Source organism: Pseudomonas sp. M2(2023) (assembly GCF_030263955.1).
GTDB lineage: Bacteria > Pseudomonadota > Gammaproteobacteria > Pseudomonadales > Pseudomonadaceae > Aquipseudomonas > Aquipseudomonas asiatica.
Map to the genome: position 1 here is coordinate 1,812,482 of NZ_CP127114.1, position 13,333 is coordinate 1,825,814.

Annotated in this window: 8 protein-coding genes; 3 read left to right on the forward strand and 5 right to left on the reverse strand. The window is 64.1% G+C overall.

Annotated features, from left to right (window positions below; translation table 11 throughout):
- Positions 1–107: 107 nt before the first annotated feature.
- The 3 genes from QN085_RS08390 to mfd are packed head-to-tail and all read right to left on the reverse strand — an operon-like array spanning position 108 to position 7,452.
- A complete protein-coding gene (locus tag QN085_RS08390; protein ID WP_023661359.1) occupies positions 108–3,416 on the reverse strand; it encodes a DEAD/DEAH box helicase in 3,309 nt (1,102 codons plus the stop codon).
- 4 nt (positions 3,417–3,420) lie between these two features.
- Complete coding sequence (locus tag QN085_RS08395; RefSeq protein WP_013971723.1) at positions 3,421–3,993, reverse strand: CsiV family protein; 573 nt, start codon at positions 3,991–3,993, stop codon at positions 3,421–3,423.
- Positions 3,994–4,002: 9 nt separating this feature from the next.
- Complete coding sequence (gene mfd, locus QN085_RS08400) at positions 4,003–7,452, reverse strand: transcription-repair coupling factor (RefSeq protein ID WP_023661358.1); 3,450 nt, start codon at positions 7,450–7,452, stop codon at positions 4,003–4,005.
- Positions 7,453–7,619: 167 nt separating this feature from the next.
- Here mfd and QN085_RS08405 point away from each other — a divergent pair, with 167 nt between their 5' ends.
- From QN085_RS08405 to sthA, 3 genes are all read left to right on the forward strand, one after another.
- The gene (locus tag QN085_RS08405) at positions 7,620–9,083 is read left to right on the forward strand and encodes a glyceraldehyde-3-phosphate dehydrogenase (protein WP_031324543.1); all 1,464 of its coding nucleotides are present in this window, start codon (positions 7,620–7,622) and stop codon (positions 9,081–9,083) included.
- A 195-nt stretch (positions 9,084–9,278) separates the two neighbouring features.
- Positions 9,279–10,277 (forward strand): FAD:protein FMN transferase, encoded by a 999-nt coding sequence (locus QN085_RS08410; protein WP_024086582.1) that lies wholly within the window; start codon positions 9,279–9,281, stop codon positions 10,275–10,277.
- A 202-nt stretch (positions 10,278–10,479) separates the two neighbouring features.
- Positions 10,480–11,874 carry a Si-specific NAD(P)(+) transhydrogenase gene (sthA, locus tag QN085_RS08415; RefSeq protein WP_013971726.1) on the forward strand — a complete coding sequence of 465 codons (1,395 nt, stop codon included), beginning with the start codon at positions 10,480–10,482 and terminating at the stop codon, positions 11,872–11,874.
- Positions 11,875–11,916: 42 nt separating this feature from the next.
- On the opposite strand, the gene QN085_RS08420 is transcribed toward sthA, so the two are convergent.
- Entirely contained in the window at positions 11,917–12,639 is a 723-nt protein-coding gene (locus tag QN085_RS08420) for a glycerophosphodiester phosphodiesterase (protein ID WP_013971727.1), read from the reverse strand.
- A gap of 31 nt (positions 12,640–12,670) precedes the next feature.
- The gene (locus tag QN085_RS08425) at positions 12,671–13,255 is read right to left on the reverse strand and encodes a PilZ domain-containing protein (protein WP_013971728.1); all 585 of its coding nucleotides are present in this window, start codon (positions 13,253–13,255) and stop codon (positions 12,671–12,673) included.
- Between the last annotated feature and the right edge of the window lie 78 nt (positions 13,256–13,333).

The following is a 13,333-nucleotide window of genomic DNA, read 5'->3' on the forward strand; positions in this document are numbered from 1 at the left end:
GGCATGCCCGCTCCCACAGGTACGGCACCGCCCTTGAGGGCACTGATCTCCCTGTGGGAGCGGGTTTACCCGCGAAGGGGCCGGTACAGGCAGCGAAGGATTCTGGGCTACCGCCCGCGCTTCCCGGGCAGCGGCGCAAACAGCGCTTCGATCTCTTCATCCCCCAGCCGCCATTGCCCGGCCTGCCCGCCATCCAGCAGGCTCGCCGCCAGCGCCGCCTTCTCCTGCTGCAACAGCTGGATCTTTTCTTCCACCGTTCCCCGGGTGATCAGCTTGAACACGAATACCGGCTTGTCCTGGCCAATGCGGTAGGCGCGGTCGGTAGCCTGGTTTTCGCTGGCCGGGTTCCACCAGGGGTCGAAGTGGATCACCGTGTCCGCGGCTGTCAGGTTCAAGCCCACGCCACCCGCCTTGAGGCTGATCAGGAACACTTCGCTGTCACCCTGCTGGAACTGCTGCACCGGCGTGCGCCGGTCGCGGGTGTCGCCGGTCAGCAGGCTGTAGCGAATCTTGCGCTTCTCCAGTTCCTGCTCGATCAACGCCAGCATCGAGGTGAACTGCGAGAACAGCAGCACCCGGCGCCCTTCGCTCAGCAACTCTTCGAGCATTTCCAGCAGCGCGCCCAGTTTGCCCTTGTCGGCCTGGTTGCCTTTGCTTTCCACCCCTTTGACCAGGCGCAGGTCGCAGCATACCTGGCGCAGCTTGAGCAGGGCGTCGAGGATGACGATCTGACTGCGCGCGGCGCCATTGCGGGCGATTTCATCGCGGACTTTCTTGTCCATGGCCACCCGCACGGCCTCGTAGGTGTCACGCTGGGCATCGCTAAGCTCGACCCAGTGCACCATCTCGGTCTTGGCCGGCAGCTCGGTCGCCACCTGCTCCTTGGTGCGGCGCAGCAGGAACGGGCGGATGCGGCTGGCCAGGTGGGCCATGCGCTCGCTGTCGCCGTGGCGCTCGATCGGTGTGCGGTAGTCCTGGTTGAAGCGCTTCAGGTCACCCAGCCAGCCAGGCATGAGGAAGTGGAAAATCGACCACAGCTCGCCCAGGTTGTTTTCCATTGGCGTGCCGGTCAGGCAGACGCGCTGATTGGCCCGCAGCTCGCAAACTGCGAGGGCGGCCTTGCTGGTGCTGCTCTTGATATTCTGCGCCTCGTCCAGCACCAGCACATGCCAGGCATGGGCGCGCAGGTGCTCGAGGTCGCGCGGCACCAGGGCATAGGTGGTCAGGACCAGGTCGTATTCGTGCAATTTGGCGAAATACTTGCTGCGCCCCGGGCCTTGCAGGGCCAGCACGCGCAGCCCGGGGGCGAAGCGCTGGGCTTCGTCCAGCCAGTTGGGCACCAGGCTGGTCGGCATCACCGCCAGGGCTGGAGCACTCAGGCGGCCGGACTGTTTTTCCAGCAGCAGGTGTGCCAGGGCCTGCAGTGTCTTGCCCAGCCCCATGTCGTCGCCGAGGATGCCGCCGGTGCCCATCTCGCGCAGCGCTTGTAGCCAGTTCAGGCCCTGTTGCTGGTAAGGGCGCAGGCTTGCCTGCAACCCGGTGGGCGGTTCTACCTGCAAGTCACGGGCATCGCGCAGGCGTCGGCCCAGGTCGCGTACATGCTCGCCACCTTCCCAGTGCAAAGGAAGGCTGTCGATTTCATTCAGGCGTGCGGCATCGGCACGGTCCAGGCGCAGGGAGGGGCCAGCGGCGTCTTCGTGCAGGTACAGTTCGCCCAGGGTGCCCATCACTGCCTTGATACGGCCATAGGGCAAGGCAACGCGCAGGGCTGGGGCGTCGAGGCGACCACGGTTGAGGTCGATCAGCAGGTGCTCGTCGTCACTGCGCCGGGCCAGTTCGCTGGGGCGCAGCAGTTCCGGGTTGCTGCGCAGCAGCTGCAGCACGATCGGCAGCAGGCTGTGGCGCTGGCCATCGACCACGATGCCCAGCTCCAGGTCGAACCATTCATGGCCGGGCGCTTCGTCGATGGTGGCGTACCAGTCATCCACCTCCTGCAGGTTGAAAGCGAAGTCACGGTGGATGTCGATGTCCCAACCTGCTTCGCGCAGGCGCGGCAGGCCTTCTCGGGCAAAGCGCAGCCAGGCTTCGTCATCGGGCAACTGGAGCATCTCGCCGGCACTGTCTGGCAGGGCCTTGCTCTGCCGGGTGGCGGCCTTGAAACCGAGGTCGCGCAGCACCTTGCGAAGCGCCTGTTCGGCCTGGGGCTGGCGGCGGATGCGCTGGCAGGTATCGCCGACCAGGCGGGTCAGCGGCTTGTCGTCGCTGCCGCTGGTTCGCAGGCCGTCGTAGTCGAATGCCAGCGCGGCACGGTGTTGCATCTGCCGTTGCATGCGGCCGGTCTTGGGCATGTAGGCGCTGAATTCGAGGCTGCCCAGGGTCAGGTACGGCCTGGGTTGCAGGTCGTCAATGAGTTGTTCGTCCAGCGTGGTCGGCGTAGGGAGTTGGTGGTTCAAGGCGTTGAGCTTGTGGCTGAGGGGCACGACAAGGTGTTCCGGAACGTCAGGAGCGATGGTCAGTTGCAGGGCAATATGCGGATCGAGGCTGTGCTCGAGCTTGCCCACCACGCTGCCGGTGAAATCGAAATAGTAAAGTGGCAGCAGCGCAATCACGCAGTTCAGCGGCGTTTCACCGTGGTACCAGATGCCCCGATAGTGACCATTGTCCAGCCGCACCCAGCGAAACTCGGCCGCAAGCGTAGGGCCCTCGCGCAGCAGGGGCTTGTTTTCGTCAAAGAGCATGCGGCCGGTATCCAGCGCGCGCTGGAACAGTTCGCCGCCTTCCCGGCCTTTGAGCTGGTAGCCGCGGTCCTGGCTGCCGGCCTGATTGAGCGCCGAAAGCAGGCGCAAGATGCGGATATCGTCTTCCTTGACGAAGCGCGGGGGTTCGTAAAGGAAATCGTAGAGTGACTGCACACGGCTATAGCGAACGCCCTGGTCTTCGCGAGTGCCTTTGCGTACCCGCAGCGCGCAGCCGGGCTCATCGGTCAGCCTGAGTTGGTAGCAAACCATGCGCCCACGTTTGTCTTGGGTTTCGGCAGGCTCCTGCGCAGGCTGTTCGAGACCTTTCAGCCAGCGCTGCAGATCGGCCGGTAATGCGTCACCATGACTTTTTATCGTTGCCTGTTGTTCGCTAAGGACGAACAGCGCGGCGGCGCAATGCTTGCAGTTATGCCCCACGGGGCAGCTGCACTGGCCGCGTACATGGCAGCGGCCAGCCAGGGCGGTGAGGGTTATCTTCTGCCGATAAGGGCTGCCCTCGCTGCCACGACAGCTGGCTTCGACGAGCGCGCCGATGCAGCTTTCGATCTCTACCCGGTCTTCCCGGGCGTAACGCTCGCCGCGTTGCAGGACCGGGCCGGTGAACGACTGGGTCCAGTTCGGGTACTCGCGCAGCAACTGGAGAGCGTCACGGCTCATTGCATCACTGCTCCATCATCTCCGGGTCCATTACCGGCATTTTAGGCGTACCTGGTGGTGTCACCTTCAGCAGCACCGCCAGGTGCCCGCCATCGAGGAAGGTCAGCTGGCCGCCCTTGACGTTGCTGTTGCTCTGCTTGAACTGCTCGCTTTGCAGCACGCTGCCGTTACCGTCCAGCTGGTTGACCCAGAAATTGGCCTCGACCGCGATGAAACGGCCCTCGGCGATGCTCAGGTTGCCTTCGATGGGGAAGTGCCCAAACTGCTCGACGCCTTCACCCAAGGCGATGCGGCTGGGCTCGCTGCCCACTTGCTGCTGCCAGGCCTTGTGCAGCAGCACGGTGTAGTCGGCGGTGGCTTCCAGGCGGGTGGCTTCGTCTTCCAGCGCCAGACGGCGCTCGGCGTCCTTTTCCAGGCGCGGAGCGCCGGCGCTCCAGTCTTCCGGGGCGAACGGGCTGGTAAAGGCGGGCACGCTGTTCTGCCGCACCAGGATCATTTCTACCTGATACAGGCCTTCGGCGAAGGCGGCCGGGGCGAACAGCGCCAGCAGCAGGGTCAGGCAACGGATGGCACGCATGGGTCTTCCTTAGGCAGGCTGTGGGGTCAGGCGCTCGAACAGCGCCTCCAGGGTATTGAAACGTTCGTCGGGGCGTTCCATCGGCACCAGGAAACGGAACTGGGTGGCGCCTTCGAACTTGTAGCGTTTGGGCTGGCCCTGAATCAGCTTGATCAGGGTCAGCGGGTCGACCGGGGTCTCGGCCTCGAACTCGATCTTGCCGCCGTTGGGGCCGGCGTCGACTTTCTTGATGCCGAGCTTTTCCGCGTGCAGCTTGAGCGAGGTCAGGCGCATCAGGTTCTTGGTCGGCTCGGGCAGCAGGCCGAAGCGGTCGATCATTTCCACCTGCAGGTCCTTGAGGCCTTCTTCATCGGCAGCCGAGGCAATGCGCTTGTACAGGATCAGCCGTGCATGCACGTCGGGCAGGTAGTCCTCGGGGATCAGTGCCGGCAGGCGCAGGTTGATTTCCGGTCCGCCGCCCAGCGGCTGCTCAAGGTTGGGCTGGGTGCCCTTGCGGATCGCCTTGACCGCGCGTTCGAGCATTTCCATGTACAAGGTAAAGCCCACCGCCTGGATCTGCCCGCTCTGGCCTTCGCCCAGCAACTCACCGGCGCCGCGAATCTCCAGGTCGTTGGTGGCCAGCACGAAGCCGGCACCGAGGTCCTGGGTGTTGGCGATCGCCTCCAGGCGTTTTTCGGCGTCGGCGCTGACCTTCTGCCGGGTTGGCGTCAGCAAGTAGGCGTAGGCCTGGTGGTGGCTTCGGCCAACACGGCCGCGCAACTGGTGCAGCTGGGCCAGGCCGAACTTGTCGGCACGCTCGATGACGATCGTGTTGGCGCTGGGCACGTCGATGCCGGTTTCGATGATGGTCGAGGCCACCAGCACGTTGAAGCGCTTGTGGTAGAAATCGCTCATCACCTGTTCCAGCTCGCGCTCGCGCATCTGCCCGTGGCCGATGCCGATGCGCGCCTCTGGCACCAGTTCGGCAAGGTCGGCGGCGCATTTCTCGATGGTTTTCACATCGTTGTGCAGGTAGTACACCTGGCCACCGCGCAGCAGCTCGCGCAGCAGCGCCTCCTTGACCGTGCTCTTGTTCTGCTCCATGACGAAGGTGCGTACCGACAGGCGGCGCGCCGGTGGCGTGGCGATGATCGACAGGTCGCGCATGCCCGCCACCGCCATGTTCAGGGTACGCGGGATCGGCGTGGCGGTGAGGGTGAGGATGTCCACTTCGCTGCGCAGGGCCTTGAGCTGTTCCTTCTGGCGCACGCCAAAGCGGTGCTCTTCGTCGATGATGGCCAGGCCAAGGTCCTTGAAGCGTACATCGTCCTGCAGCAGCTTGTGGGTGCCGATAAGGATGTCGATCTTGCCTTCGGCCAGCTCGGCGGCGGCGTTGGCCACTTCCTTGGCCGACTTGAAGCGGCTCATCACCTCCACGGTCACCGGCCAGTCGGCAAAGCGGTCGCGGAAGCTGTTGTAGTGCTGCTGGGCGAGCAGGGTGGTGGGTACCAGCACGGCCACCTGGCGGCCGCTGTGTACGGCGATGAACGCTGCGCGCATGGCGACTTCGGTCTTGCCGAAGCCGACGTCGCCGCACACCAGGCGGTCCATCGGCTTGGGCGCCAGCATGTCGGCACGCACGGCTTCGATGGCAGCCTGTTGATCCGGGGTTTCCTCGAACGGGAAGCCGGCGCTGAAGGTGGCGTAGTCGGCGGACGGGTCGGCAAATGCATAGCCTTTGCGCGCGGCGCGGCGGGCATAGATATCGAGCAGTTCGGCGGCGACGTCGCGCACCTGTTCGGCGGCCTTGCGCTTGGCCTTCTGCCAGGCCTCCGAGCCCAGCCGGTGCAGCGGTGCCAGGGCATCGTCGCTGCCAGTGTAGCGGGCGATCAGGTGCAGGTTGGCCACCGGTACGTACAGCTTGGCGCCCTCGGCGTATTCCAAGGTGAGGAATTCGGCGGCCTGGCCGTCGATTTCCAGGGTGGCCAGGCCCAGGTAACGGCCCACACCATGGTCGATGTGCACCACCGGCGCGCCTTCGCGCAGCTCGGTCAGGTTCTTGATCACCGCGTCGTTGGCGGTTTCGCCGCGCTTGTCGCGGCGCCGGCGCTGCATGACCCGCTGGCCGAACAGCGGGCTTTCGGCGATCAGGGCCAGGCCTGGGTCGTCCAGCAGCAGGCCTTCGTCCAGTGGGGCGATGGTGATTGCCAGGCGTTCGCTGCCGGTGATGAAGTCGGCCCAGCCGTCGACGGTATGCGGGCGCAGTTTCAGCCGCTCGAGCAGCTCCAGCAGCACTTCGCGGCGGCCCGCCGATTCGGCGGTGAACAACACCCGGCCGGGGAACTGGTCGAGGAAGTTGGCCAGTTCGGCCAGGGGCTGGTTGGCCTTGGCTTCGATTGCCAGGTTGGGCAGGGCGCGTGCCGGGAAGCGCTCGCGACCCACGCCCGGGTCGAGGTCTTCGGTGCTGACCACTACCCGTGGCCATTGCTTGAGCCGGGCAAAGCAGTCTTCCACCGGCAGGAACAGCTCGGCCGGCGGCAGCAGCGGCCGGCTCAGGTCGCCACGGCGGTCTTCATAACGCCCGCGCACGTCGTTCCAGAAGTGTTCGGCGGCCTGTTCCACGCCGGGCAGCGAGAACACCTGGGTGTCGGCTGGCAGGTAGTCGAACAGGGTCGAGGTTTCTTCGAAGAACAGCGGCAGGTAGTACTCGATGCCGGCGGGGATGATGCCGCTGGCCAGGTCCTGGAAGATCGCGCTGCGGCGGAAGTCGACATCGAAGCGTTCGCGGAAGCGCGCCTTGAAGCGGGTCACTTCCTCTTTCTGCATCGGAAACTCGCGCGCCGGCAGCAAGCGCACCGAGTCCACCTTGTCGATCGAGCGCTGGGTCTCGGGGTCGAAGGTGCGCAGCGTCTCGATCTCGTCATCGAACAGGTCGATACGGTAGGGCAGCTTGCTGCCCATCGGGAACAGGTCGATCAACGCGCCGCGCACGGCGAACTCGCCATGCTCGTAGACGGTGTCGACGCAGCGATAGCCACTGGCCTCCAGGCGCAGGCGCATTTGCTCCACGTCGATGGTCTGGCCCACGTCCAGCACCAGGCTGCTGCCCAGCAGGAAGCGGGTCGGCGCCAGGCGGTGCAGGGCGGTGGTGACCGGCACCACGAGGATGCCGTGGCTCAGCTCGGGCAGGCGGTAGAGGCTGGCGATGCGCTGGGAAATGATGTCCTGGTGCGGCGAGAACAGGTCGTAGGGCAGGGTTTCCCAATCAGGGAACGGCAGCACCGGCAGGTCCGGGGCAAAGAAGCGAAGTTCCTGTTCCAGACGATCGGCAGCCTGGCTGTCGGCAGTCAGCAGCAAAGTGAAGCGGCCCGCGCTGCTGGCGGCCTCGGCGATGGCCAGGCTGAGGGCGGCACCGGGTAGATTGCCCCAGGTTTGTTTGCCGGCCGTGGCCGACATTTGCGGTAGGCGCAGAACTGACACGGGAGATTGCACTCCAAGCGTTGCGGCAAAGAGATCGATTGTACCGGTGACGGTGCCGGCTGTCAGGTTCGAAAGGGCATGAACGCTGGCTTGCGTGGCCGCGACAGGCACTCATTGCCCGCAACGCGTTGGGGCGTCATAATGTAGCCCCTTTTTTCTGTCCCTACATGTGGAAGGTTCCCGTGACTCAGAAGCCCGACCAGTGTCTTGGTGAGTGGATCGATCGTGAAGCCCTGGCTGAAGCGATGATCCCGCTTATCGGTCAGCTCTACCGCAACAACAACGTGGTGAGCTCGATTTATGGCCGTAGCCTGATCAACCGTTCGGTTATCTCGATCCTCAAGGCGCACCGCTTTGCGCGTCATCGTCAAGCCGACGAAACCGAACTGTCCGTCCACGAGACATTCCCCCTGCTCAAGGCCATGAGCGAGCTGAAACTGGGCGCCGCTTCGGTCGACCTGGGCAAGCTGGCCAACAAGTTCAAGCAGGAAGGCAATGGCCGCACTGCCGAGCAGTTCGTCCGTGAAGAACTGGCCGAGGTGGTTGGCCAGCAGAACGCTTCGGCGCGCAAAGGCACCGACGTTGTCCTGTACGGCTTCGGCCGCATCGGCCGCCTGCTGGCGCGCATCCTGATCGAGAAGACCGGTGGCGGCGACGGCCTGCGCCTGCGCGCCATCGTCGTGCGCAAGGGCGCCGAGAACGACCTGGTCAAGCGTGCCAGCCTGCTGCGCCGTGACTCGGTGCACGGCCCGTTCGATGGCACCATCACCATCGACGAAGCCAACAACACCATCACCGCCAACGGCAACCTGATCCAGGTTATCTACGCCAAGAGCCCGAGCGAAGTCGACTACACCCAGTACGGCATCGAAAACGCGCTGATCGTCGACAACACCGGCGTATGGCGTGATGCCGACGGCCTGGGCCAGCACCTGGCCTGCCCGGGCGCTGCCCGCGTGATCCTCACCGCACCTGGCAAGGGCGCGCTGAAGAACATCGTGCACGGCATCAACCACGGTGACATCGCTGCCGATGACAAGATCATCTCGGCCGCTTCCTGCACCACCAACGCCATCGTGCCGGTGCTCAAGGCCATCAACGACCAGTACGGCATCGTCAACGGCCACGTCGAAACCGTTCACTCGTTCACCAACGACCAGAACCTGATCGACAACTTCCACAAGGGCAGCCGCCGCGGCCGCGCCGCGCCGCTGAACATGGTCATCACCGAAACCGGCGCCGCCACTGCTGCCGCCAAGGCACTGCCAGTGCTGAAGGGCAAGTTGACCGGCAACGCCATTCGCGTACCGACGCCGAACGTTTCGATGGCCATCCTCAACCTGAACCTCGAGAAGGCCACCAGCCGCGACGAGATCAACGAGTACCTGCGCCAGACCGCCATGCACTCGGAACTGCACAAGCAGATCGATTACGTCAGCTCGCAGGAAGTGGTTTCGACCGACTTCGTCGGTTCGCGCCACGCCGGTGTGGTTGACGCCGAAGCGACCATCTGCAATGACAACCGCGTTGTTCTGTACGTCTGGTACGACAACGAATTCGGTTACAGCTGCCAGGTGGTTCGTGTGATGGAAGAGATGGCCGGTGTGAACCCGCCAGCGTTTCCGCACTGATACGCTTGTAAGGCAATGAAAAAACGGGAACCTTCGGGTTCCCTTTTTTTTATCCAGAATTTGTGTTGCCTGTGCCGGCTTCTTCGCGGGTAAACCCGCTCCCACAGGGCCGCGTCGTCCGTGAGGGCAGTGGTATACCTGTGGGAGCGGGTTTACCCGCGAAGAAGCCGGCACAGGCAACCGAGAGCCCGAACCTTGCGCACAGCCTTGCTGTTCATCCTCATGCTGCTCACCGCCTGCAACCAGGGCCCCACCCTGGAGCGCCTGGGCGGCCCGACCATGGGCAGCAGCTACAGCATCCAGTACGTGCGCGAACCCGGCGGCCCGGCGCCGGTCCAGGTGCAGGCAGCGGTCGAAACCATCCTGCACGACATCGACCAGCACTACTCGACCTACCGCGGCGACTCCACCATCAGCCGTTTCAACCAGTTGCCCGCCAACCAGTGCCTGGTGCTGCCGGCCGACATGCTCGAACTGGTCAGCCTTGGTCAGCACCTGGCCGAGCAGAGCGGCGGCGCCTTCGACCTTACCGTCGAACCCTTGCTCGACCTGTGGGGCTTCGGCCCCCAGGCCCGTCACGAACAGGTGCCCGACCCGTCGGCCCTGGCCCAGGTGCGCCAGCGTGTGGGCTACCGGCATCTGCATATCGACGGCCAGGCCCTGTGCAAGGACGCCCCGGTGCAGCTCGACTTCAACAGCATCGCCGCCGGCCATGCCGTCGACCTGATCGCCGCGCGCCTGCAGGCCATGGGCGTGGCCAACTTTGTCGCCGAAGCCACCGGCGAGCTCAAGGCCGCCGGCCGCAAACCGGATGGCAGCCCCTGGCGCATCGCCCTGGAGCTACCCCGCGAAGATCGCCAGATAGCCCGCCAGATCATCCCGGTCAATGGCCTTTCGGTATCGACCTCGGGTGACTATCGGCACTATTTCGAGGAGAATGGCCGGCGCTATTCGCACACCTTCGATGCCCGCCTCGGGCGCCCGGTGCAGCACGACCTGGCCGCAGTCACCGTGCTCGATGCCTCGGCGCTGCAGGCCGACGGCTATTCGACGCTGCTGTTGATCCTGGGCCCGGAACGTGGCTGGGATTTTGCCGTGGCGCATGGCCTTGCCGCGGTATTGGTGACTCGGGCCGAGGGTGGCTTCGTCTCCCGAGCTACGCCCGCATTCGAACGGGCAGTGAAAGGCGAGTGAAAGCACAAGCAGGGATGATCGCCGCCAGGGAATGGTTCACATATGTAGTGCGGGCAAAATTGGCCTACGACGCGACCAAGGGTTAATGTGCGCGGCGTTCACGCTTGATTAGACTGCACCCGAATTTTCTCATGACGCCCCGGCGGCATGATCGCGCCCCGCGAGCGACCGTAGCTTGCGGGCCAGTTCTGAAGGAGTACGCATGGCTGTCTACAACTACGACGTAGTGGTGCTGGGTTCCGGCCCGGCCGGAGAAGGTGCGGCAATGAACGCCGCCAAAGCAGGGCGCAAGGTGGCGATGGTCGATAGCCGTCGCCAGGTCGGGGGCAACTGCACCCACCTGGGCACCATCCCGTCCAAGGCACTGCGTCACTCGGTGCGGCAGATCATGCAGTTCAACACCAACCCGATGTTCCGTGCCATCGGTGAGCCGCGCTGGTTCTCGTTCCCCGACGTGCTGAAAAGCGCCGAGAAGGTCATCGCCAAGCAGGTAGCGTCGCGCACCGGCTACTACGCACGTAACCGCGTGGATGTGTTCTTCGGTACCGGCAGCTTCGCCGACGAGCAGACCGTCGAAGTGGTCTGCCCGAACGGTGTGGTGGAAAAGCTCAACGCCAAGCACATCATCATCGCCACCGGCTCGCGCCCGTACCGCCCGGCCGATATCGACTTCCACCACCCGCGCGTCTACGACAGCGACACCATCCTCAGCCTCAGCCACACCCCACGCAAATTGATCGTGTACGGAGCCGGCGTGATCGGTTGCGAATACGCCTCGATCTTCAGCGGCCTTGGTGTATTGGTAGAGCTGGTAGACAACCGTGGCCAGTTGCTGAGCTTCCTCGACTCGGAAATTTCCCAGGCGCTGAGCTACCACTTCAGCAACAACAACATCACCGTGCGCCACAACGAAGAGTATGAGCGCGTCGAAGGCCTGGACAACGGGGTGATCCTGCACCTGAAGTCGGGCAAGAAGATCAAGGCCGACGCCTTGCTGTGGTGCAACGGCCGTACCGGCAACACTGACAAGCTGGGCCTGGAAAACATCGGCATCAAGGTCAACAGCCGCGGCCAGATCGAGGTCGACGAGGCCTACCGCACCAGCGTGCCGAACATCTACGGTGCCGGCGACGTGATCGGCTGGCCAAGCCTGGCCAGTGCTGCCCATGACCAGGGCCGTTCGGCAGCTGGCAGCATCGTGGACAATGGCAGCTGGCGCTTCGTCAATGATGTGCCGACCGGTATCTATACCATTCCGGAGATCAGCTCGATCGGCAAGAACGAGCAGGAACTGACCCAGGCCAAGGTGCCGTACGAAGTGGGCAAAGCCTTCTTCAAGAGCATGGCTCGTGCACAGATCGCCGGCGAGCCGCAAGGCATGCTGAAGATCCTGTTCCACCGCGAAACACTGGAGGTGCTGGGCGTACACTGCTTCGGCTACCAGGCTTCGGAAATCGTCCATATCGGCCAGGCCGTGATGAACCAGCCGGGCGAGCTGAACAACCTGAAGTATTTCGTCAACACCACGTTCAACTACCCGACCATGGCCGAAGCCTATCGGGTAGCTGCCTACGATGGCCTGAACCGGCTTTTTTGAGCGGCTCCGACCGGTGGCCTGAGCCGGTCGGAGAGACCGATTTCAACCCTGCCCGAGGGTGGTCCTGGCCAAACCGGGAAAGTCTGTAATCAGGCTGTCCACACCGAAGTCAGCGAGCCGGCGCATCAGTGCCGGTTCGTTGACCGTCCACACCGACACGTGCAAACCCTGGGCCTGGGCTTTCAGCAGGCGCTCGGGGGTGCACAGCGTCCAGTTCAATGCCAGCAGGTTGCAGCCGTAGTTCTGTGCCACCTTCAATGGGTCGAGCCAGGCGTATTCGGCTACCAGCCCGCGTTTGACGTCCGGCACCAGCTCCAGGGCGGCACCCAGCACTTCGCGTGAGCTGGAGGTAATGGTCACCTTGTCCAGCAGGCCGTACTGCTGGGCCAGTTCGCGGATCGCCAGCACGGTGGTCGCGGCGCGGGTACGCGAGGCGCTTTTCACTTCCAGCTGCCAATGCTCGAACGGGCACTTCTGGAACAGTTCTTCCAGCCTCGGAATCGGGCAGGGCTGGACATGGCCCGGGCCGCCTTTGCGGGCATCTATCTTGACCAGGTCTGCGGCCGGGTGCTCGACCACCTTGCCGCGTTTGCCGGTGGTGCGCTTGAGGGTCGGGTCGTGGATCACCATCAGCTCGTTGTCGGCCGACAGGTGCAAGTCCAGCTCGCAGCGGGTCACGCCATGGGCGAGGCATTGCTGGAAGCTCTTCAGGGTATTCTCGGGCGCTTCGCCCTTGGCGCCGCGGTGGCCGTAGATCAGGGTCACGTTCGTTCCTTCAAATCAGAGAAAAATGGGCTCAGGAGGCGGGGTCGTTCTGTTCCAGCTGCTGGCGCCGTTGCTGCTGCTGGCGTTGCAGGATGTAGCGGGCCAGCAATTGCCGTTGGGCGTCGGTCATGTCGGTGAATTCGGTGCCGACCTCGAAGCCGCCCTCCGGGCGCGGGTCGCAATGGGTGACCTTGCCGCGCAGCAGCAGGCCGTGGGCGCGCGGCATCAGCACCATCTTCACCTTCACCCGGGTGCCGGGGGCAACCGCTGTGGCTTGTGCGAACTCGATGCCGCCTTCGGAAATGACAACCGGCTGGGGCTGGCCAACTTCGCCGAGCAGGGTCTGGGCAACTACTGCGCTAAGCAGGTCGAGGCGTTTGTTCTGCGCGCGCAGGAAAGCGGCGAGGGTGCGGTCCTTCTCGCTCAGCTGGCGCAGCAGGTGCTGCGACTCGAAGTCGGACAGGTGCAGCTCGCTGAGCAGGTTGAACAGAGGCGAATCATCTTGCAACACATCTGGGTCAAGGGCTTCGGCCGCGCTGAGGGGGCTGATTTGAAGTGCGATCCGATCTTCGATGCGGTAGTATTCGCGGCGATCTTCTTCGTCTAATGTCGTCATGGCGAACCCAAGGTAGCGGCGGTGGTCCGAGTGTAAAGCCGCCGTAGGCGCCTCGCCACAAGGACGTTCCCTTTCATC

Excerpts from the sequence above, each read along its gene's own strand:
- QN085_RS08390 (WP_023661359.1), bottom strand. The coding sequence starts at position 3,416 with ATGAGCCGTGACGCTCTCCAGTTGCTGCGCGAGTACCCGAACTGGACC.
- QN085_RS08395 (WP_013971723.1), bottom strand. The coding sequence starts at position 3,993 with ATGCGTGCCATCCGTTGCCTGACCCTGCTGCTGGCGCTGTTCGCCCCG.
- QN085_RS08405 (WP_031324543.1), top strand. The coding sequence starts at position 7,620 with ATGTGGAAGGTTCCCGTGACTCAGAAGCCCGACCAGTGTCTTGGTGAG.
- sthA (WP_013971726.1), top strand. The coding sequence starts at position 10,480 with ATGGCTGTCTACAACTACGACGTAGTGGTGCTGGGTTCCGGCCCGGCC.
- QN085_RS08425 (WP_013971728.1), bottom strand. The coding sequence starts at position 13,255 with ATGACGACATTAGACGAAGAAGATCGCCGCGAATACTACCGCATCGAA.